This is a genomic window from Pseudomonas sp. PA-6-3C, from assembly GCF_021605825.1.
In the GTDB taxonomy this organism is placed as follows: domain Bacteria; phylum Pseudomonadota; class Gammaproteobacteria; order Pseudomonadales; family Pseudomonadaceae; genus Aquipseudomonas; species Aquipseudomonas edaphica.
On sequence record NZ_WKDV01000003.1, the window covers coordinates 134294 to 155012 of the forward strand.

At 61.6% G+C, this 20719-nt stretch carries 25 protein-coding genes; 11 read left to right on the forward strand and 14 right to left on the reverse strand.

Features of this window, described 5'->3' with window-relative positions:
• Window positions 1-41: 41 nt before the first annotated feature.
• Complete coding sequence (locus GIW48_RS03750) at window positions 42-1073, reverse strand: PDDEXK nuclease domain-containing protein (RefSeq protein WP_236460126.1); 1032 nt, start codon at window positions 1071-1073, stop codon at window positions 42-44.
• A gap of 207 nt (window positions 1074-1280) precedes the next feature.
• On the opposite strand from GIW48_RS03750, the gene GIW48_RS03755 reads away from it, so the two are divergent.
• The 6 genes from GIW48_RS03755 (at window position 1281) to GIW48_RS03780 (ending at window position 7551) form a co-directional block, all read left to right on the forward strand.
• Window positions 1281-1925, forward strand: coding sequence for an NAD(P)H-dependent oxidoreductase (locus GIW48_RS03755; RefSeq protein ID WP_138452001.1), 645 nt, complete (start codon window positions 1281-1283; stop codon window positions 1923-1925).
• Window positions 1864-2232, forward strand: coding sequence for a MerR family transcriptional regulator (locus GIW48_RS03760; protein WP_017136005.1), 369 nt, complete (start codon window positions 1864-1866; stop codon window positions 2230-2232). The genes GIW48_RS03755 and GIW48_RS03760 overlap by 62 nt, the downstream gene beginning before the upstream one ends.
• Before the next feature lie 150 nt (window positions 2233-2382).
• Window positions 2383-2625: an exodeoxyribonuclease VII small subunit gene (locus GIW48_RS03765; protein ID WP_003176346.1), complete on the forward strand. Its 243-nt coding sequence runs from the start codon at window positions 2383-2385 to the stop codon at window positions 2623-2625.
• On the forward strand, window positions 2622-3509 hold the full coding sequence (locus GIW48_RS03770; RefSeq protein WP_236460128.1) for a polyprenyl synthetase family protein: 888 nt from the start codon (window positions 2622-2624) through the stop codon (window positions 3507-3509). The genes GIW48_RS03765 and GIW48_RS03770 overlap by 4 nt, the downstream gene beginning before the upstream one ends.
• Before the next feature lie 110 nt (window positions 3510-3619).
• Window positions 3620-5518, forward strand: a complete 1899-nt coding sequence (gene dxs / locus GIW48_RS03775; RefSeq protein ID WP_236460129.1) for a 1-deoxy-D-xylulose-5-phosphate synthase — start codon at window positions 3620-3622, stop codon at window positions 5516-5518.
• Between the two features lie 137 nt (window positions 5519-5655).
• A complete protein-coding gene (locus GIW48_RS03780) occupies window positions 5656-7551 on the forward strand; it encodes a TonB-dependent receptor domain-containing protein (RefSeq protein WP_236460130.1) in 1896 nt (631 codons plus the stop codon).
• 22 nt (window positions 7552-7573) lie between these two features.
• Here the strand turns inward: GIW48_RS03780 and GIW48_RS03785 are convergent, their stop codons facing one another.
• The 12 genes from GIW48_RS03785 to nrdR all read right to left on the reverse strand — a co-directional run bounded on the left by GIW48_RS03785 (window position 7574) and on the right by nrdR (window position 16273).
• Window positions 7574-7939 carry a hypothetical protein gene (locus GIW48_RS03785; protein ID WP_017136002.1) on the reverse strand — a complete coding sequence of 122 codons (366 nt, stop codon included), beginning with the start codon at window positions 7937-7939 and terminating at the stop codon, window positions 7574-7576.
• A gap of 128 nt (window positions 7940-8067) precedes the next feature.
• On the reverse strand, window positions 8068-8868 hold the full coding sequence (locus GIW48_RS03790; RefSeq protein WP_236460131.1) for a cobalamin-binding protein: 801 nt from the start codon (window positions 8866-8868) through the stop codon (window positions 8068-8070).
• Window positions 8865-9284, reverse strand: coding sequence for a nuclear FMR1 interacting 1 family protein (locus tag GIW48_RS03795; RefSeq protein ID WP_064454324.1), 420 nt, complete (start codon window positions 9282-9284; stop codon window positions 8865-8867). Before GIW48_RS03795 ends, GIW48_RS03790 begins: the two co-directional genes overlap by 4 nt.
• Complete coding sequence (gene ribA, locus GIW48_RS03800) at window positions 9281-9898, reverse strand: GTP cyclohydrolase II (RefSeq protein WP_017135999.1); 618 nt, start codon at window positions 9896-9898, stop codon at window positions 9281-9283. The genes GIW48_RS03795 and ribA overlap by 4 nt, the downstream gene beginning before the upstream one ends.
• Window positions 9899-10027: 129 nt before the next feature.
• Window positions 10028-10753 (reverse strand): substrate-binding periplasmic protein, encoded by a 726-nt coding sequence (locus tag GIW48_RS03805; RefSeq protein WP_099547555.1) that lies wholly within the window; start codon window positions 10751-10753, stop codon window positions 10028-10030.
• A gap of 55 nt (window positions 10754-10808) precedes the next feature.
• Window positions 10809-11774 carry a thiamine-phosphate kinase gene (thiL, locus tag GIW48_RS03810; protein WP_017135997.1) on the reverse strand — a complete coding sequence of 322 codons (966 nt, stop codon included), beginning with the start codon at window positions 11772-11774 and terminating at the stop codon, window positions 10809-10811.
• Window positions 11775-11790: 16 nt separating this feature from the next.
• The gene (gene nusB, locus GIW48_RS03815) at window positions 11791-12291 is read right to left on the reverse strand and encodes a transcription antitermination factor NusB (protein WP_017135996.1); all 501 of its coding nucleotides are present in this window, start codon (window positions 12289-12291) and stop codon (window positions 11791-11793) included.
• Window positions 12288-12764, reverse strand: a complete 477-nt coding sequence (gene ribH, locus GIW48_RS03820) for a 6,7-dimethyl-8-ribityllumazine synthase (RefSeq protein ID WP_003176356.1) — start codon at window positions 12762-12764, stop codon at window positions 12288-12290. The genes nusB and ribH overlap by 4 nt, the downstream gene beginning before the upstream one ends.
• An 88-nt stretch (window positions 12765-12852) precedes the next feature.
• Window positions 12853-13944, reverse strand: coding sequence for a bifunctional 3,4-dihydroxy-2-butanone-4-phosphate synthase/GTP cyclohydrolase II (ribBA, locus tag GIW48_RS03825; RefSeq protein ID WP_017135995.1), 1092 nt, complete (start codon window positions 13942-13944; stop codon window positions 12853-12855).
• 15 nt (window positions 13945-13959) lie between these two features.
• A complete protein-coding gene (locus tag GIW48_RS03830) occupies window positions 13960-14622 on the reverse strand; it encodes a riboflavin synthase (RefSeq protein WP_017135994.1) in 663 nt (220 codons plus the stop codon).
• Window positions 14623-14669: 47 nt separating this feature from the next.
• Window positions 14670-15806, reverse strand: a complete 1137-nt coding sequence (gene ribD / locus GIW48_RS03835) for a bifunctional diaminohydroxyphosphoribosylaminopyrimidine deaminase/5-amino-6-(5-phosphoribosylamino)uracil reductase RibD (RefSeq protein ID WP_017135993.1) — start codon at window positions 15804-15806, stop codon at window positions 14670-14672.
• Window positions 15803-16273, reverse strand: coding sequence for a transcriptional regulator NrdR (gene nrdR / locus GIW48_RS03840; protein ID WP_015886108.1), 471 nt, complete (start codon window positions 16271-16273; stop codon window positions 15803-15805). Before nrdR ends, ribD begins: the two co-directional genes overlap by 4 nt.
• A gap of 140 nt (window positions 16274-16413) precedes the next feature.
• Between nrdR and GIW48_RS03845 the strand changes: the two genes are divergently transcribed.
• From GIW48_RS03845 to trxA, 3 genes are all read left to right on the forward strand, one after another.
• The gene (locus GIW48_RS03845) at window positions 16414-16869 is read left to right on the forward strand and encodes a YbaY family lipoprotein (RefSeq protein ID WP_017135991.1); all 456 of its coding nucleotides are present in this window, start codon (window positions 16414-16416) and stop codon (window positions 16867-16869) included.
• Entirely contained in the window at window positions 16866-17522 is a 657-nt protein-coding gene (locus GIW48_RS03850) for a class I SAM-dependent methyltransferase (RefSeq protein WP_236460132.1), read from the forward strand. The genes GIW48_RS03845 and GIW48_RS03850 overlap by 4 nt, the downstream gene beginning before the upstream one ends.
• Before the next feature lie 382 nt (window positions 17523-17904).
• The gene (trxA, locus tag GIW48_RS03855) at window positions 17905-18777 is read left to right on the forward strand and encodes a thioredoxin (RefSeq protein ID WP_017135989.1); all 873 of its coding nucleotides are present in this window, start codon (window positions 17905-17907) and stop codon (window positions 18775-18777) included.
• Here trxA and GIW48_RS03860 read toward each other — a convergent pair.
• The gene (locus tag GIW48_RS03860) at window positions 18774-19115 is read right to left on the reverse strand and encodes a hypothetical protein (RefSeq protein WP_017135988.1); all 342 of its coding nucleotides are present in this window, start codon (window positions 19113-19115) and stop codon (window positions 18774-18776) included. The two genes, trxA and GIW48_RS03860, sit on opposite strands and share 4 nt — an antisense overlap.
• Before the next feature lie 131 nt (window positions 19116-19246).
• On the opposite strand from GIW48_RS03860, the gene GIW48_RS03865 reads away from it, so the two are divergent.
• Both GIW48_RS03865 and GIW48_RS03870 read left to right on the forward strand, forming a co-directional pair.
• Window positions 19247-19858 (forward strand): DUF2796 domain-containing protein, encoded by a 612-nt coding sequence (locus GIW48_RS03865; RefSeq protein WP_236446719.1) that lies wholly within the window; start codon window positions 19247-19249, stop codon window positions 19856-19858.
• Between the two features lie 149 nt (window positions 19859-20007).
• A complete protein-coding gene (locus GIW48_RS03870) occupies window positions 20008-20718 on the forward strand; it encodes an ABC transporter ATP-binding protein (RefSeq protein WP_169987430.1) in 711 nt (236 codons plus the stop codon).
• The last annotated feature ends 1 nt before the right edge of the window (window position 20719 follow it).

The window sequence follows — 20719 nt, forward strand, 5'->3', positions numbered from 1 at the left end:
TGCAGCCTGCCTGAACGGCAGGCTGTAACGGTTAAACGCACCTAACCCGCCAGCTCCCGCTCAATCTGCTCAATGCTTGGCAAACTGGTTTGTAGCTCTGCCGGTAATGACTCCACCAACTGATACTCCGCCACGCCGATCGGCCGGTTGTTGTCGCGCAATGCGTATTCAGCCACCACTTCATTTTTGCTCTTGCACAACAACAGGCCGATGGTGGGCCCGTCCTGTGGGTGTTTAAGCTGGGCATCCACTGCCGACAGGTAAAAACTCAGCTTGCCGAGGTGTTCGGGCTTGAATTTGCCTGTCTTGAGTTCGATCACCACGTAGCAGCGCAGCTTCAGGTGATAGAACAACAGGTCGACGAAAAACTCATCACCGCCTACATCCAGTAATACCTGCTGGCCGACAAAGGCGAAACCGGCGCCCAGCTCAAGCAGGAAGTCGGTGACGTGCTTGATTAACGCGTTTTCTATATCGCGCTCCTGCGCATCCAAAGCCAGGCTGAGGAAGTCGAAGCGATAAGGATCCTTGAGCGATTCGCGCGCCAGGTCGGATTGGGGCTTGGGCAAATGGTGTTCAAAATTGCTGACGGCCTTGCCACTGCGCTCCAGCAGGCGATGCTCGATTTGCATCACGAGCGTGCTACGTGACCAGTTGTGTTCAATTGCCTGGGCGATGTACCACCGGCGCGTTTCGGGGCCGGGGAGTTTGTCTAGAAGCACCACATTGTGGCCCCACGGCAATTGTGCAGCAGCCTGTTGCACAAATTCGGCATTCGGCCACGCCTCGGCAAAAGCGCGCATATATTTGAGGTTGCGCGGCGAAAAGCCCTTCATCTTGGGGAAGGCCGCGCGCAAGTCTTGGGCAAGGCGATCAACCACCTTGCTGCCCCAACCCTGCGCGGCCTGGCGGGTCAGAATATCGTGGCCGATCTGCCAGTAAAGCAGCACCAGTTCGCGGTTCACCGCCAGCGTTGCTCGCTGCTGGGCCGTATGGATGCGCAGTTTAAGGTCGCTCAACCAGTCGCTGTAGCCCACAGGAGGCGTGATCAAGCCGATGGAGGTTTCGCTCATGCCCGTTTCACTCTTGACTGGAGAGGCACAGGCTAGTCAGTGGTTTTTACCGTCACAAGGGGCCGCGAGCGCTTCAGGAAGGGCCTTGCACAGATCACAGAAACGTCCTGCTGGCCTTTGCAAATCGACGCATTGCTGGGCCGTGCCTTGACTCTCCCCTATACAGCACACCCTACCCTGAAAGGCCCACTTTCAGGCTTCGGCACCATGACTCAGCGCATCCTGCTCATTCTCGGCCACCCCTCCAGCACCAGTTTTTGCTCAGCCGTCGCTGATACCTACATCCACGCGGCTACAATCGCCGGCCACGAGGTACGCGTCCTGCGGCTAGGCGAACTGGCTTTCGACCCGGTCCTGCATAACGGCTATGCCCTGCCCCAAGCCTTGGAACCCGATTTGCTCAGCGCCCAAGCCGATATCCTCTGGGCGACTCATCTGGCGTGGGTTTTCCCGATCTGGTGGGGCGGCATCCCGGCATTGATGAAAGGCTTCATCGACCGTATTTTCCTACCCGGCTTTGCCTTCAAATACCGTAAGGGCAAGGCTTTCCCGGATAAGCTGCTGCAGGGCCGCACCGCCCATTTGTTGGTGACCCTGGACACGCCGCCGTGGTATTACCGCTGGGTCTATCGCATGCCGGGCATTCATCAGATGCGCAGCACGACCCTGGCCTTTTGCGGCATCAAGCCGACCAAGACGCTGATGTTCGGCCCTGTACTGGGATCAACAGCAACGCAGCGCGACACGTGGCTGAAACAGGTCGGCGCACTATTTGAAAAAAGGAGTTTTCATGTACATCGGCAAAGCCGCGCAGTTGTCGGGCACGACCATCAAGGCGATTCGCCATTATGAAGCGATTGGCCTGCTGCCAGCGCCACAGCGTGCGGGGCGTTATCGGGTTTACTCGGCGCAGAGTGTCGAGTTGCTGACGCTGATCAAATGCGCCCAGCAGTTGGGGTTCAAGCTCAAGGAGTTGCAGGGGATTTTGCACGGGCACGAGGGCGATGCGTTGCCTTGGGAAAGGGCAGACCAGGCCATCGCCAGCAAGAAGTGCGAACTGGCCGGGCAGATTGCCGGGCTGCAGAAAATGCAGGCCGGGTTGATGGCATTTGAAGCGCAGCTCAAGGACGCACAGGGGCAATACTGCGGTATGCGCTGAGCCGAATAAAATGCCTAATCGGCTCACGAAATGAGCCGAATAAGCATTTTATTCGGCTCAACGGCAGACCAGTGACAGCCCCGCTCATTTGCCCAGAATCCCCATGTCTGCTAGTGTCGCGCCGGTTTACCGTCTACCGGATTAGCCGCCATGGCCCGCAAAAAAGTTGCACTCGATTTCGAACAATCCCTCGCCGACCTGCAAACCCTGGTTGAGCGTCTGGAGAACGGCGAGTTGTCGCTGGAAGACTCGTTGACGGCGTTTGAGCAAGGCATCGGCCTGACGCGCGACTGCCAGAGCGCGTTGGCGCAGGCAGAGCAGAAGGTGCAGGTGTTGCTGGAGCGCGACGGGGAGTTGGCCGAAGAACCTTTCGATGCGGAACAGCCCGAATGATCGATGCGTATCAGGCCAGCAGCCAGGCCCGGGTCAATGCGGCGCTCGAACCTTTGTTCGTAGCGCCAGGCCCGGAGATGAAGCGCTTGTATGAAGCCATGCGCTACAGCGTGATGAACGGCGGCAAACGTGTGCGCCCGTTGCTGGCGTATGCGGCCTGTGAAGCCCTGGGTGCGCCGGCCGAGCACGCCAATGGCGCGGCGTGTGCGGTTGAACTGATTCATGCCTATTCCCTGGTGCATGACGATTTGCCGGCCATGGACGATGACGATCTGCGTCGCGGCCAGCCCACCACCCATAAAGCCTTTGACGAAGCCTACGCGATCCTCGCCGGTGACGGCTTGCAGAGCCTGGCGTTCAGCGCCTTGCTGGACCCGCGCCTGAACAACGTGAATGCCGAGATCAGCCTGCGCATGGTCACGGCCCTGGCCTTGGCCGCAGGCCCGGCCGGTATGGTCGGCGGGCAGGCCATCGACATGGGTTCGGTCAGCCTCAAGCTCGACCAAAAAGCCCTCGAACATATGCACCGTCACAAGACCGGCGCGCTGATCGAAGCCGCCGTACACTTGGGCGCCCTGGCCAGTGGCCGCGCCGAAGCTGCGCAATTGGCGGCCCTGCAGACCTATTCCCGGGCCATCGGCCTGGCGTTTCAGGTGCAGGACGACATTCTCGACGTGGAAAGTGACACTGCCACCCTGGGCAAACGCCAAGGCGCGGATATCGCCCGGGACAAACCGACTTATCCGGCATTGCTGGGCCTTGATGCCGCCAAGGCTTACGCCCTGGAACTGCGCGACCAGGCCCTGGACGCCCTGCGACCTTTCGACGCGGCGGCCGAGCCACTGCGCGACCTGGCGCGGTATATCGTCGAACGCCGCCACTGATAACCGCGGCCTTTCGCGCCGCATATCGGCCAAGTTCGGCGCCCTGCGTGGGCAGTTTGCACCGCTTGAGGTAAACTGCCGCCTCTTCTATACCTATAACGATTCGCCTGATGCCCACGACGTTTCAAGAGATTCCCCGCAAGCGCCCGTCCACGCCCCTGCTCGACCGTGCTGTCACGCCGGTTGGCCTGCGTCGACTGGGTGAAGCCGAGCTGGAAACCCTGGCCGATGAGTTGCGCCTGGAATTGCTCTACACGGTCGGCCAGACCGGTGGGCATTTCGGTGCCGGGCTGGGCGTCATCGAGCTGACCATCGCCTTGCACTACGTGTTCGACACCCCGGACGACCGGCTGGTGTGGGACGTGGGCCATCAGGCGTATCCGCATAAAATCCTCACGGGCCGCCGCGAGCGCATGGGCAGCCTGCGCCAGAAGGACGGCCTGGCCGCCTTCCCGCGCCGCTCCGAGAGCGAGTACGACACCTTTGGCGTCGGCCACTCCAGCACCTCCATCAGCGCCGCGCTGGGCATGGCAATTGCCGCCCGCCTGCAAGGCAGCGACCGCAAGGCGATTGCGGTGATTGGTGATGGCGCGCTGACCGCCGGCATGGCCTTTGAAGCACTGAACCACGCGCCGGAAGTGGACGCCAACATGTTGGTGATCCTCAACGACAACGACATGTCGATTTCGCGCAATGTGGGTGGCCTGTCCAATTACCTGGCAAAAATCCTTTCAAGCCGCACCTACGCCAGCATGCGCGAAGGCAGCAAGAAGGTGCTCTCGCGCCTGCCCGGCGCGTGGGAAATTGCCCGGCGTACCGAAGAATATGCCAAGGGCATGCTGGTGCCCGGCACCCTGTTTGAAGAGCTGGGCTGGAATTACATCGGCCCGATCGACGGCCATGACCTGCCGACCCTGATCGCCACGCTGCGCAATATGCGTGACCTCAAGGGCCCGCAGTTCCTGCATATCGTCACCAAAAAAGGCAAAGGCTTCGCTCCGGCAGAAGTCGACCCGATTGGTTACCACGCCATCACCAAGCTCGAACCCGTGGATGCGCCCGCCGCTGCGCCGAAAAAAGCCAGCGGGCCGAAGTATTCCGGCGTGTTTGGCGAATGGCTGTGCGACATGGCCGCCGCCGACCCGCGCCTGGTGGGTATCACCCCGGCGATGAAGGAAGGCTCCGACCTGGTGGCGTTCAGCGAGCGTTTCCCACTGCGCTACTTCGACGTGGCAATTGCCGAGCAACACGCGGTGACCTTCGCCGCCGGCATGGCCTGTGAAGGCGCCAAGCCGGTGGTCGCGATTTACTCCACCTTCCTGCAACGCGGCTATGACCAGCTTGTTCACGATGTGGCGGTGCAGAACCTCGACGTGCTGTTCGCCATCGACCGCGCAGGTTTGGTCGGCGAAGACGGCCCGACTCACGCCGGCAGCTTCGATTTGTCCTACCTGCGCTGCATCCCCGGCATGCTGGTGATGACCCCGAGCGACGAAAACGAGCTGCGCAAGATGCTCAGCACCGGCCACCTGTACAACGGCCCGGCTGCCGTGCGCTACCCGCGCGGCAACGGCCCAAATGCAGTAATCGAGAAAAACCTCGAGCCGATCGAGATTGGCAAAGGCATCGTGCGCCGCCAGGGCAGCAAGGTCGCGTTTCTGGTGTTCGGCGTGCAAGTGGCCGAAGCCCTGAAGGTCGCCGAGAAAATCGACGCTACCGTGGTCGACATGCGCTTCGTCAAACCGCTGGATGAGACCTTAGTGCGTGAAATCGCCGCCAGCCATGAACTGCTGGTGACCGTCGAAGAAAACGCCATCATGGGTGGCGCCGGTGCGGCAGTCAGTGAGTTCCTGGCACGGGAGAACATCCTCAAGTCGGTGCTGCACCTGGGCTTGCCGGATGTGTATGTGGAACACGCCAAACCGGCGCAGATGCTGGCCGAATGTGGCCTGGATGAGGCCGGGGTCGAGGCTTCGGTGCGCGCGCGCATGGCGCTGCTGGGCCTGTAAACACCAATAACATGTGGGAGCTGGCTTGCCTGCGATAGCATCACCTCGGTCTTACTGAAAAAACCGAGGTGACCGCATCGCAGGCAAGCCAGCTCCCACATTGTTTTTGTATTGCTGCTCAATGCTATGGACAGCCCATGAATCGCCTTCGCTTTGCCCTGCCCCTGCTGCTGCTCCCCGCCACTGCCGTGCTGGCCGACAGCTTCGAGCGCGACGACGCCCTCAAACTCCCCAACGTGGTGATCAGCGCCAACCGCCAGGTGCAGGCGCGTAACGACAGCAGCGCCGCCAACAGCGTGTTTACCCGCGACGACATCGACCGCTTGCAGCCCACCAGCGTGAGCGACTTGCTCAGCCGTGTGCCCGGTGTGCAGGTGGCGCAAAGTGGTGGCCGTGGCAGCGTGACCAACGTGTATGTGCGCGGCACGTCCACCGCCCAGAGCCTGGTGTTGGTGGATGGTCAGCGCATCAGCAGCTCCACCACCGGCACCAGCAACCTGCAATACCTCAACATCGACCAGATCGAGCGCGTAGAAGTGTTGCGCGGTTCGCGCTCGGCGATCTACGGCAGCGATGCGATTGGCGGGGTGATTCAGATCTTCACCCGGCGCAACACCGAGTCGGGCCTGCAACCGCGCCTGCACGTGGGCTTTGGCAGCAATCAGACGTGGGAGCGCAACCTGGGACTGTCCGGCGGCGACCAGCAAACCCGCTTCAGCCTTGGCGCCAGTCTGGATGACACGGCGGGGATCAACCGCACACGCACGTCGTACCCGAGCGATGGCGACCACGATGCTTATCGCAACCAAGCCATCAGTTTCAGCCTGAGCCATGCCTTCACCGATGAGATCGACGCTGGCGTGAATGTGCTGGATAACCGTGGCAAAAGCGAATTCGACAACCCTTTTGGTCGCTATGACTCGCTCAATTACCAGAGCTTCCAGCAACAACCCTATACAGACTTCACCGTCAGCAGCGTCAGCAGTTATGTCGACGCGCGCCTCAACGATGCGTGGAAGTCTCGCCTGGAGCTGGGACACAGTGAAAACCGCGAAAAGACTCTGGATAAACTCAGCGACGACCGCAGCGTGTTCAACACCTACCGCGACTCGCTGACCTGGCAGAACGACTTGACCCTCAATGATCAGAACAGCCTGATCCTGGGCGGCGACTGGTACGAAGACCGGGTCAACAGCAGTACGGTGCTCGCCGAAGACAGCCGCTGGAACCGCGCCGCGTTTATCCAGCACCGCTTTGAAACACAGTATTTTTCCACCGAGCTGGGCCTGCGCCGCGACCAGAACCAGCAATTCGGCGGTCACACCAGCTGGAGCGGCACCCTGACCCTGCCGGTGAACCCGGATAACGACCTGTTGTTCAGTTACAGCGAAGGCTTCCGCGCACCGACCTTCAACGACCTTTACTACCCGGACGAATACGGCTTTAAAAACGCCAACCCGAATCTGAAACCCGAAACCTCCAAAAGCTATGAGCTGCAGTGGCGCAGCCAGCTCAGCGACACCAGCCGCCTGGAAGCGTCGCTGTACCGCACCGATATTCAGGACGCCATCGTGTTCGGCAGCGACGGCCCACAAAACGTCAGCTCGGCCCGCATCAATGGCTTTGAAGCCGCGCTCAAGCAAGAACTGTTCGGCTGGCAAGGCAGCCTTGGGCTGGCGATGATTGACCCACGCGACCGCGACACCGGCCGCACATTGGCCCGCCGCGCCAGACGCACGGTGAGCCTGGATCTGGATCGCCAATTCGATCAGTTTGGCGTCGGCGCCAGCTGGCAAGCGGTAAGCAGCAGCTACGATGACCCGAAAAACCAGCAACGGTTGGGTGGTTACGGGTTGCTGGGGCTTCGCGCCAGTTGGGCGGTGAACCGTGAAGTAACATTGAACATGAAGGTCGATAACCTGCTGAACAAAGACTACAGCCGGGCGCTGTATCAGTATCAAGGCCAACAATACGGCTACCGGGAAGAAGGCCGGGCGCTGTTGTTCGGAGTGACCTGGACGCCGGAACTGTAACGCCAGCGCGCACTATCAATGGTCAGTACTGCCTCTTGATCCGCTCGTTAGACGTCAGGCCGCCTGCTGCCACCTGCTTGCTGCACGTTGAGTAGCCCCAGGCATTTGCCCAACCCTGGGAGGTGAACGAGACGAAATAGTCGGCTCTTTTACCATCGCGCTCCAACGCGTAATCAAAGCACTGGGAGGTGCCGCCACGGATCGAGGTGATTTTCGCAGGCTTCTGGATAGTGAGGAGGTCTTGCTGGGTGCTGTCCACCGTTGCGGTCCTGTCCACCACAGGGTGATTACCAAAGGTCCTCAGTTCGGAAATTCTTTGGGAAATATCGCACCCGCTTATAAGCGCCAATGCGAAAGCGGCGCCGGCCATCGCCAATAAATAACGCATGATGTGTCCTTGATCAGCTCGAATGGGAGAGCCGCGAAACTAGCACCCCTAGGCGGGTAGATCGCCAGGCAAAATCCGATGATTTTGACAGACTAATCGCACCGCAGCAGACGAAAACACAGCGACTCTCAGCGCTGGGCAGCCATTGCCTGACAGAGCTTCGCGATGGCCTCAACCATCTGCCCGCTGGGCCGCTCCAGCCCCTTGTCGGGCACGACCTGCAAACGACCTTCAGCCACCGCCGCGATCTGAGGCCAGGCCTTCCACTCGTCGAGTTGCGCCTGATCACCCGCCAGGATCAGTTGGGGATTGCGCTGCAACACTGACTCGACGCTGACCTGCGGTGCGGGCAGCTTGAGGTCGGCAAACACGTTGCGTGCGCCACATACCTCCAAGGCATCACTGATGATCTGCCCGCCGCCCACGGTGTACAGCGGCTGGTTCCATACCTGATAAAACACACGTAACGGTTCGGCGCGCTGATAGCGTTGGCGCAGATCGGCCAAGCGTTGGCGTAACTGCGCGGCCAGCGTGCGCCCCGCCGCTTCGCGGCCCAATTGTTGAGCGATGGCTTGTACCTGGGCCGTCAGCTGTTCAAGGCTATGGGGTTCAGCCACATAAACCGGGATATTCAGGCGCTGCAATTGCTCGCGCTGGGCCGGGCCAACACTGCCGGGCCAGAGCAGAATGAGGTCGGGCTTGAGGCTGAGCAAGCGCTCCATATTCAGTTGGCCGTATTGCCCAACCGACGGCACTTGGGCCAATGCCGCCGGGCGCTCGCCGCCATCGAGCACGCCCACCAGCAGGTCGGCGGCGCCCAGTTCAACCACGATTTCGGAGAGAGACGGCGCCAGGCTGACGACGCGTTCAACCGCAATCGCCTGGGCACTGAATGCCAGCACCAGAAGCGACAGCCAAACACGCATCATCCCAGCTGACGCGGGATGCGATAGAGATAGAACAGCACCAGTGTCGACAGCGCCAGCAGGCACAGCGGCACCGCCTCCAGGCCGACAAACACCGCCAACGCACCGATCCAGGCCGGCAGGGCAGCCACCAGCAACGCCGTGCGCCGACGTGCCGCGAGGGTGATCCAGGCAGCCGGTTCTTCGGGCGTGTCGAGGGCTTTGGAAGTGGCAATCAGCGCGTGTTTATAGCCATGAAAATAACGCAGGCTCAGAAACATCGAGGCCACGCCGGCAATAAAGAACGGCATGGCCAGTACGGGAAGCAGGGATTCGGCCTGACCAAACACCAGGTTGATGACAAACAACGGGAGCAATGCCAGGGCCAGGTACTGCCACCAGTTGAAGGACAGTCGCCGTTTTACCTGGCCACGGGTCACGCGCGGTCGACCTCGCCCTGATGCTCGTTACCCATCATGTGGTCGAGCTTGCTGGCTTTGGTGGCCAGGTAGAGCTTGTTGTGCGGGTTTTGCCCGGTGTGCAGCGGCACGCGCTCGGCCACGGTGATGCCCATCTCGGTCAAGGCTTTGACTTTGCGCGGGTTGTTGGTCATCAGGCGCAGGGATTTGACGCCCAAATGCTCCAGCATCGGCAAGCAGATCGCGTAGTCGCGCTGGTCGGCGGCAAAACCCAGGCGCTCGTTGGCTTCGACGGTATCGGCGCCACCATCTTGCAGCTCGTAGGCGCGAATCTTGTTCATCAGGCCAATGCCACGGCCTTCCTGGCGCAAGTACAGCAGCACACCACGGCCTTCACGGGCAATGGCGCGCATCGCCGCTTCCAGTTGCGAGCCGCAGTCGCAGCGCTGGCTGAACAAGGCGTCGCCGGTCAGGCATTCGGAATGCACGCGGCCGAGCACCGGCGCGCCGTCGGCGATATCACCCAGGCTGAGCACGACGTGCTCGCGGCCAGTGGCTTCTTCGAGAAAGCCGTTCATGGTGAACGTGGCAAAAGGGGTAGGCAGCTTGGAAGCGGCGACGAAAACGACGGGCACCGTGTGCTCCTGATTTCAGATTTCACAGAGGGCGTCATTGTAACAGCAGGTTCCTACAGACGCTTAAGCTGAATTATCGCTGATAAAGATCAATAGGTTCGATTGGCCTTCGTCCTGGTTCTATGCAGGTCAGAACGGGTACGGTTGTTTCCAGTGCTCGAAAATCGCTTTCAACTCGCCGCTCTTCACCAACGTGGCCATGCGTTGCTCATAAACCCCCATCAATGCCCGCCCACGCTCGGTGTCGGCAAAGCCTATGTAGAGCGGCAGTTCGGCTATATGAGTGAGCTTGAATTGCGCCGGGTCATCCGACTGGCTGAGCACGTATTTGGCTTCAGTGAGGGCATCAATATAGAAGTCGGCGCGGCCGTGTTGCAGCATCGGCAGGATGCCACTCCGACGTTCTATCGGGTTGAAGCGGCGCACATTCGGCAGGTATTCCTCGTACTTGTAGCCGCGCACCCAGGCCAAACGATAATTGCCCAGCGTGGCGATGCTCGGTGCAGGTGTGGCTGCCAGCCCTAGGGCGTAGATGTGGTCGGAGTCGAAATTCCAGTGCGGGTACAACACGCCACTGGCTTCGTCGCGATAAGAACCGACCCAGCCATCCACCTCGCCACGCTGGGCCAGGCCGACCGAACGGGTATAGGGCACGCTGCGGGTTTGCACGGTAATGCCCACCGGCTCGAAGATCTTTCGCAACACATCCCAGGCCAGGCCGCTGCCATCTTTGTTGGTGTAGTCGTTCCACTGCTCACTGGCCAGCATGATCTTGCCAGGGACAGGTGCTTCATCGGCGAGAATCTGGGTTGCGAGAGCGCACAACACTATCAGCAGCCAACGGCGCACACCCATGGCGACTACCTCCTGTACAGGGATAACCGTATAGAGGGTAGCGCAGGTCTGTCGCTTAAGGCGTGTCGCGAAAATGCTGATAGCCGCGCACGGCTGGCGTGATGTCTTGCCCGGCGGCGTCAATCAGCGTCACGCCTTGCCCCGCCGCGACCCGGCCGATCACGTGAATCGGCCAGCCGTCCGCCAACAGCGGCGCCAGCTCGGCCGGTGGCAGGGTGAACGCCAACACATAGTCGTCGCCCCCGCTCAACGCGGCCACACGGGCATCGTCATCGCCAACAAACGCCAGCAACGCCTGGGATAACGGCAGTTTCTCACGCTCAATGACCAGCCTGACAGCCGATGCCTTGGCGATATGCCCACAATCGGCCAGCAGGCCGTCGGAGATGTCCATCGCAGACGTGGCCTTACCCCGAAGCGCGAGGCCCAGCGCCAACTGCGGTTGCGGCGACCAGTAATGGGCGAGCAGCGGATCAGCGATAGCTGCGTCCGCCGTGCGTTGCCCCAATACCAGCGGCAAAGCGCCGGCAGCGTTACCCAGCTCACCACCCACACACAGCAAATCACCCGGCTGCGCACCGCTGCGAACCAGCGCCTGCCCGGCCGGCACACGGCCAAACACGGTCAGGGTCAGGCTCAGCGGCCCGCGCGTGGTATCGCCGCCCACCAGCCCCACGCCGCAGCTTTGCGCCATGGCGTTCAAACCCTGGGCGTAGCGTTGCAGCCAATCGGCATCGACGGTGGGTGTGGTGAGTGCAAGGGTAAAGGCCAGAGGATGGGCGCCCATGGCGGCCAGGTCGCTGACTGCCACGGCCAACGAGCGCTGGCCGAGCAGGAACGGGTCACAGGGGTCGGCGAAGTGCACGCCAGCCACCAGCGTATCGGTGGAGATTGCCAACTGCTCCCCGGCAGGGAGCGCCAGCAGGGCGCAGTCGTCGCCGATCCCCAAGGCAATGCCTTCACCGCCCTGCGCACAAGGCGCGGCAGCGAAGTAATTGCGGATCAGCTCGAACTCACCCATTCGGGACTCAAGCGACTTAGCGCTTGTGTTCCTTCACTTCAGCTTCGCGCAGGCGCGGGGCCAGCTTGTCGAGCACGCCGTTGACGAACTTGTGGCCGTCGGTCGAGCCGTAGACTTTCGCCAGCTCGATACCTTCGTTGATCACCACGCGGTAAGGCACGTCGACGCGCTTGAGCAACTCCCAGGTGGACAGGCGCATCACGCACAGTTCAACCGGGTCGAGTTCTTCAATGGTCAGGTCCAGGCATGGCGCCAGAGCCGTGTCGATCTCGGTCAGGTTGGCATGCACACCGTGCAGGATATCGTGGAAGTAGCTCTGGTCGGCAAACGTGAAGTCGTTGTCGACGCGAAACTGCGCTTCGATCTCGTTCAGCGAGGCACCGGCCATCAGGCGCTGGTACAGCGCCTGGGTCGCGAGTTGACGCGCCTTACGGCGCTTCTCGCTTTTGGATGGCTTGCCGGCATCGGCTGGACGCGGATCCTGTGGGTTGAACTGATCGCTCTCGTCGGAAATCACTTGGCCTCCAACTGCGACAGCAGGCTAACCATTTCCAGTGCGGACAAGGCAGCTTCTGCGCCCTTGTTACCGGCCTTGGTGCCGGAGCGCTCGATGGCTTGCTCGATGGAATCTACAGTCAGTACGCCGAAAGCGACTGGCACGCCGAACTCCATGGACACCTGGGCCAGGCCCTTGGTGCATTCGCCAGCCACGTATTCGAAGTGCGGAGTACCGCCCCGAATGACCGCGCCCAGGGCGATGATCGCCGCGTATTCACCCTGCTGTGCAACTTTTTGCGCAACCAGTGGAATTTCGAAGGCGCCAGGGGCGCGGATGATAGTGATGTCGCTCTCGCTCACACCGTGGCGAACCAGGGCATCCACGGCACCGCTTACCAGGCTTTCAACCACGAAGCTGTTGAAGCGGCCAACCACCAGGGCATAGCGGCCTTTGGGGGCGATGAAGGTACCTTCGATGGTCTTCAGGGTCATTCGACAAATCTCTTAAAGAGCCGGGACGCGAAAAGTGCGTCCCTCAGTGATGATTTAACCGCGAACAAGGGGCAGAAAACGCCAGCCTTTATTCGGAGGGCACGTATTCTACAACTTCCAGGTCGAATCCGGATATCGCATTAAATTTCATCGGTGCGCTCATCAGGCGCATTTTGCGCACACCGAGGTCACGCAGAATCTGCGAACCGGCACCGACGATGCTGTAGGTGGTCGGTGTTTTGACCTGGGTGTGCTCGGCGGTTTCACGAATATGCGCGAGCAATACGTCGCCATCCACCGGGTTGCCCAGCAGCAACACCACACCGCTGCCTGCCTCGGAAACCGCGGCCATGGCGGCGCGCAGGCTCCAGCGGCCCGGCTGCTTGACCATCAGCAGGTCGCGCAGCGGGTCCATGTTATGCACGCGCACCAGGGTCGGTTCTTCAGCGCAAATGCTCCCCAAGGTGAGGGCCATGTGCACATCGCCTTCGACTGAATCACGGTAGGTCACCAGGTTGAACTGGCCCAGTTCGCTGTCCAGCGGCTGCTCGGCAATCCGCTGAACGGTACGTTCGTGGATCATGCGGTAGTGAATCAGGTCGGCAATGGTGCCGATCTTGATGCCGTGTTCGGCAGCAAACGCCTCAAGTTCGGCGCGACGGGCCATGGTGCCGTCGTCGTTCATCACTTCGCAGATCACGCCGCTTGGCTCGAAACCGGCCATGCGCGCCAGGTCACAGGCCGCCTCGGTGTGGCCGGCGCGAGCGAGGGTGCCGCCCGGTTGGGCCATCAGCGGGAAAATGTGGCCAGGGCTCACAATGTCTTCGGCCTTGGCGTCTTTGGCCGCAGCGGCTTGCACCGTGCGGGCGCGGTCGGCGGCGGAAATGCCGGTGGTGACGCCGGTGGTCGCTTCAATCGATACGGTGAACTTGGTACCAAAACCCGAGCCATTGCGCGGCGCCATCAACGGCAGCTTGAGCAGCTCGCAGCGCTCGCGACTCATGGGCATGCAGATCAGCCCACGGGCGTGCTTGGCCATAAAGTTGATGTGCTCGGGCTTGCACGCCTCGGCGGCCATGATGATATCGCCTTCGTTCTCGCGATCTTCGTCATCCATCAGGATGACCATCTTGCCTTGGCGGATGTCTTCAACCAGTTCTTCGATGCTATTGAGCGCCACGCGGCACCCCCTTGGTCAGGATTTCAGGTAGCCGTTAGCGGCCAGAAAGCTTTCAGTGATGTTCCCGGATGCTGGCTCTGCGGCCTTATCGCCCATCAGCAGGCGCTCCAGGTAACGGGCAAGCAAGTCGACTTCCAGGTTCACCCGGCGACCTGGCTGGTACGACGCCATGATGGTTTCGCTCAGGGTGTGCGGGATGATGGTCAGTTCGAATTCGGCGCCATTCACGGCGTTCACAGTCAGGCTGGTGCCGTCGACGGTGATCGAGCCTTTGTGGGCGATGTACTTGGCCAGCTCTTTCGGCGCGCGGATACGGAATTCCACGGCGCGCGCGTTTTCGCTGCGTGCAACCACCTCGCCGACGCCGTCGACGTGGCCGCTGACCAGGTGGCCGCCCAAACGGGTGGTCGGGGTCAGGGCTTTTTCCAGGTTGACCGGGCTGCCGGCTTTGAGGTCATTCATCGCGGTGCAGTCCAGGGTTTCCCGGCTGACGTCGGCGGCAAAGCCGTTACCCGGCAACTCGATGACGGTCAGGCACACGCCGCTGACAGCGATGCTGTCGCCCAGCTTGACGTCGCCGAGGTCGAGCTTGCCGGTTTCAACCAGCAGGCGTACGTCGCCGCCCTTTGGGGTCATGGCGCGGATGCTGCCGATGGATTCGATAATGCCGGTGAACATGGCCTTCTCCTGGAAAACGGGACGGGCGCTGGAGCGCCCGGTCGGAATTATACGCTCGCTGGTGGTAGCGGGATGGCAGTGACTCGCCAGTCGTCGCCTACAGCGCGCATTTCAGTGATCTTGAGTTGGGGGGCGTCGGCCAGTTTCTCAAGCGGCCAGTCGAGCAAAGGCCGGGCGGCGGAGCCCAGGAACTTGCCGGCGACGAAAATCACGTATTCGTCGACCAGGCCTTGCTGGGCAAACGCGCCCGCCAGGCTTGGGCCGGCTTCCACCAGCACTTCGTTGACGCCACGGGCTGCCAGCGCCAGCAGCGCCGAACGCAGGTCGACCTGACCTTCAACGCCCGGCACCACCAGGCATTCCGGGCCACGCGGGAACTGGTTTTCCGGGGTGACGCAGGTGATGACCAGCGCCGGGCCGGCCTTGAAGAACGGAGCGTTGAGCGGCACCCGCAGGCGACCGTCGATCAACACGCGCAATGGCGGGCGCGACATGGCCAAAGCGGTGGTTTCTTCGTCCAGACCAAGCTCAGCGGCGCGCACAGTAAGGCGCGCACCGTCGGCCAGCACCGTATCGGCGCCGGTCAGCACTACACTGGCCTCGGCGCGCAGGCGCTGCACGGCGGCGCGGGCAGCCGGCCCGGTAATCCATTGGCTTTCGCCGCTGGCCATCGCGGTACGGCCGTCCAGGCTCATCGCCAGCTTGACCCGCACAAACGGCAGGCCGTGTTCCATACGCTTGAGGAAGCCGGGGTTCAGCGCGCGCGCTTGTTGTTCGAGTACGCCGCTGTGGGTTTCGATGCCGGCTTGAGCCAAGCGCTGCAGGCCGCGCCCGGCCACTTCCGGGTTCGGGTCCTGCATCCCGGCCACTACGCGTGCCACACCGGCGGTCACCAGCGCATCGGCGCAAGGCGGCGTGCGCCCATGGTGGCTGCACGGCTCGAGGGTCACGTACACCGTGGCGCCACGGGCCTTGTCGCCGGCGGCGCGCAGGGCGTTCGGCTCGGCATGGGGCTCGCCGGTGCGCTCATGCCAGCCTTCGCCGACAATCTGCCCATCCCGCACAATCACGCAGCCCACTCGTGGGTTGGGGTGGGTGGTGTACAGGCCTTTGCGCGCCAATTCGAGGGCGCGGGCCATGTAATGGGCGTCGAGGACGGCTTGTTCGGCAGACGGTGGGTTCATTCTTTGGCAGGCTCACGGGCCAGGCGGTCGATCTCTTCGCGGAACTCATTGAGGTCCTGGAAGCGTCGATACACGGAGGCGAAACGGATATAGGCGACTTCGTCGAGCTTTTGCAGCTCGCCCATCACCAGTTCTCCAACCACCAGGCTCTTGACCTCGCGCTCGCCGGTGGCGCGCAGCTTGTGCTTGATATGCACCAGCGCCGCCTCCAGTCGCTCGACACTCACCGGGCGTTTTTCCAGGGCGCGCTGCATACCGGCGCGCAGTTTTTCTTCGTCGAAAGGCTGGCGGCTGCCGTCGGACTTGATCAGACGTGGCAACACCAGTTCGGCGGTTTCGAAGGTGGTGAAACGTTCACCGCAGCCAGAGGCCAGGCATTCGCGCCGGCGGCGTACTTGATCGCCCTCGGCGACCAGACGCGAGTCAATGACCTTGGTGTCGTTGGCACCGCAGAAGGGACAGTGCATGGTTGGCAGGCAACAAAAAATGGGAGGGCCATGGTAGCGCATCCCCGTGGCAAGACAAGCCATAGCCTTTACGGTATATAGGCTGACTATTATGTTTCATATTTTTTAAGCCACGGATTTTGTCCTTTCTGGAGCCGTACATGCAGTTACGACCACTTGTTTTACTCGCCCTGTTCAGTTTTCTGGTCGCCTGTAGCAGCGAAGCCCCAAAACCGTCGACACCACAACCCGCGCCTGCCCAAGAGAAAAAAGTCCCCGGCATTGAAGACCTCGGCCCCTTGCCGGCTTACCAGCGGGAAATCAACGGCAGCCTGAATGGCGTGCCAGCCAATGCCGAAGTCGAACTGGCCCTGCTGGTAATCGATGAGCGCAACCGCCCGCAACAACTGCTCGCCAGCAGCGTACTCACCGGCAACGGCAAGCCACTGGCCTTCCGCCTGCGTTTTAACCCAGAGGCTTTCCCAGCCGGTGCACGGGTTGAGCTGCGCGGTCGCGCCAGCCAGTCCGGCCAGTTGATCCTGCACCTGCCTGCGGTGCGTATCACCCAGGCGATCACCCAGACCACCGGCCCTCTGCAACTCGTCCGGGCACCATGACGCCACCGCTGGGCCTGCAACGTGCCCTGAGCGAACTGATCGGCGACGCACAACTGGTGCCCTGCCCGCTGCCGGGTACCGAGCTGTCGTTGTGGCTGCTGGACGCAGGCAACATGGACCGTGCCTTCAGCCAGGAAGAGACCCGGCGCATCCTGCATGAACCGCCGTACTGGAGTTTTTGCTGGGCCAGCGGTTTGGCACTGGCGCGCTACCTGGCAGCGAATCCCGAGTGGGTGGCGGGCAAACGCGTGCTGGATTTTGGCGCAGGTTCCGGTGTGGCTGCGATTGCTGCGGTTAAAGCGGGCGCGCTGGAAGTGGTGGCCTGCGACCTCGACCCGCTGGCTTTGGCCGCTTGCCGGGCAAACGCCGAACTCAATGGTGTAGCGCTGAGTTATTCAGCCGACTTTTTTGCCGAGGCCGACCGCTTCGACCTGATCCTGGTGGCCGACGTGCTCTACGACCGTTCCAACCTGCCGCTGCTCGACCACTTCCTGACGCGTGGCCATGAAGCGCTGGTGGCCGACTCCCGGGTGCGCGACTTCCAGCACCCGGCGTATCAGCGCCTGGACATCCTCGATGCGCTGACGCTGCCGGACCTGGCCGAGCCTTGGGAGTTTCGCAAAGTGAGCCTGTACCATTCGCGGCGCGCTTGAGGCCATCGCGGCATAGGTATCTACACAACCGGTTAACACGAAGTCTGTTGTAAGTGGGCTGTTGTGGCGAGCAGGCTTGTCGAATCGTCGCACCGCCTGCGTTGGGCTGCGAAGCGGCCCCAGTAAAGGCACTGCATTTTTCCTGAAAGAACTCAGCAACTGGGTTTGGGGCTGCTTCGCAGCCCAACGCAGGGCAAGCCTGCTCGCCACAGGAGAAATTGGCTGCCTTCAAAAGTTGTGTAGATACCTATGGCCATCGCGGGCAAGCCAGCTCCCACAGTTGAGCGCATTCCCAGTAGGGGCTGGCTTGAACTCATCATGCTTTCAGCCAACCTCGCCAGCCCTTATAGTTGCCCCATTCCCGCTTTATTCGAGACGCCCCATGAGTGAGCCCACGCCGTACATCTTCGACGCCACCACTGCTACGTTCGACCAGGCAGTGATTCAGAACTCATTCGAAAAACCCGTGCTGGTGGATTTCTGGGCCGAGTGGTGCGCGCCGTGCAAGGCATTGATGCCGATGCTGGCGAAAATCGCCGAGAGTTATCAGGGCGAGTTGCTGCTGGCCAAGGTCGATTGCGAGGCCGAGCAGGACATCGTCGCGCGTTTTGGCATTCAAAGCCTGCCCACGGTGGTGCTGTTCAAGGACGGCCAGCCGGTGGATGGATTTGCCGGGGCACAGCCGGAGTCGGCCGTGCGAGCGATGCTCGAGCCCCACGTGAAGATGCCGCCACCGAAGGCGGCTGACCCGCTGGAGCAGGCCCAGGCGTTGTTTGCCGAAGGCCGTATCAGCGATGCCGAAGCGGTGCTGGTGGCGCTGCTGGGCGAGGACAACACCAATGCTGGCGCGCTGATTCTGTATGCACGCTGCCTGGCCGAACGCGGCGAACTGAGCGAAGCCCAAACCGTGCTCGACGCGGTGAAAAGCGACGACCACAAAGCCGCCCTCGCCGGCGCCAAGGCGCAAATCACCTTCCTGCGCCAGGCCGCCGACCTGCCGGATGCCGCCGACTTGAAAAGCCGCCTGGCGCAAGACCCGCAGGACGATGAAGCAGCCTATCAGCTGGCGATTCAGCAACTGGCGCGCCAGCAATACGACGCCGCGCTGGAAGGCCTGCTCAAGCTGTTTATCCGCAACCGCAGCTACAGCGAAGGCCTGCCGCACAAGACGTTGCTGCAGGTGTTCGAACTGCTGGGCAATGACCACCCGCTGGTCACGGTGTACCGTCGCAAGTTGTTCGCCGCGCTGTATTAATCGCCGATCCAGCTGTACAGCGGCGTATCCCCGCCGCTGGCCACTTTCACACTGGCACTGTGGCGCAGCCTTACCAGCAGGCGTTTGCCTGAGGCTGCATCACCGGCCAAGCCTTCAAGCTGATCAAGCAACTCAAGCCCATTGAGTTGCCCGGCCTTGCGCAACAGATCCTGGGCGTTCTGCCACAAATCATCGTTGTGTTTGACCGGCGCAACAGCCGGCGCGCTCGGCGCCGGTGTTGCCTGCAAGTGCTCGCCCAGGCGCGCCCAATCGCCGTCATCGAGTTCCAGGGTCAAATCCACCGGCAAGTCACCGACGGTTCCACGAATTCGCAACATCGCTCTTACTCCCGCAGTTTTCCGACCCGCATGCTCCCACGCGACTTGCGCAACGCCAAGCGGGCGTTCAAACTGGCGCGAATATTGTTATAAGATCACATAACAAAACTTTCATCTTATGGAGCCTTCTCATGCGCCGTCTGCTGCTTGCCTTGCCGTTTGCCCTGCTGCCCCTGGCCATCGCCCACGCCGCCGATGAACACGATCATGAGCATGAACACGGCAGCCTCGGTGCCCACGAACATGGTGTCGGCCGCCTCAATGCGGTACTCGACGGCCAGGCGCTTGAGCTGGAATTCGACAGCCCGGCCATGAACCTTGTGGGCTTTGAACACAAGGCCACCACGCCTGCCGACAAAGCCAAGGTCGCCGCCGCACGCAAGCAGCTGGAAAACCCACAGGCGCTGTTCAAGCTGCCCAAATCTGCCGGTTGTGTGATCAGCACCCAGGAACTCAACAGCCCGTTGTTTGGCGATAAGCCTGAAGCCGACCATGATGAGGACGATGACGACCACGCCACCGACGGCAAAGGCGCTGCCGCCCACGAACATCATCACGACCACAGCGAAATCCACGCGCACTACCAGTTCACCTGCGCCACGCCGACCGCGCTGAGCAACCTCGACCTGACCCAAGTGTTCAAGACCTTCCCTGCCACCCAGAAGATTCAGGTACAACTGATCGGCCCAAGCGGCCAGCAAGGTGTTGAAGCGACGGCCACGACCGCCACTCTTAAATTCTGATTTGAAACACGGTCAATGTGGGAGCTGGCTTGCCTGCGATAGCGGTATAACAGACACATCGATATTGAATGTGCCGCCGTCATCGCAGGCAAGCCAGCTCCCACATTGGATCGGCGCCACGCTCTACAACCAGGCGATATTGATTTCACATGACCCAAGCACTGATCGAACTGTCTGACCTGGGCTTCAACTGGCCCGGCCACCCGCAGTTGCTGGATATCCCCGCGTTCCGCCTGGAAGCGGGGGAAACCTTGTTTCTCAAAGGCCCGAGCGGCAGTGGCAAAACCACCTTGCTCGGGCTGTTGGGCGGCGTACAGAAACCCAGCCGTGGCAGCATTCGCCTGCTCGGCCAGGAGCTGACCGAACTCTCGGCCGGTGCCCGCGACCGCTTCCGCGTCGATCACACCGGCTATATTTTTCAGCAATTCAACCTGCTGCCGTTTCTCTCAGTGCGCGAGAACGTCGAACTGCCGTGCCACTTTTCCAGGCTGCGTGCGCAGCGGGCAACTCAGCGTCACGGCAGCGTCGACCAGGCCGCCGCGACCTTGCTGGCGCATTTGGGCTTGAAGGACAAAGACCTGCTGGAACGCCGTGCCGACTCGCTGTCCATCGGCCAGCAACAACGCGTTGCCGCCGCCCGCGCGCTGATCGGCCAACCGGAACTGGTGATCGCCGACGAACCCACCTCGGCCCTGGACTACGACGCCCGCGAAGCGTTTATCCGGCTGTTGTTTGCCGAATGCCGCGAAGCCGGTGCCAGCCTGTTGTTTGTCAGCCATGACCAGAGCCTCGCGCCGCTGTTCGACCGCCACCTGTCGCTGGCCGAACTCAATCGCGCCGCCACGCCCGCAGAGGTTTGAG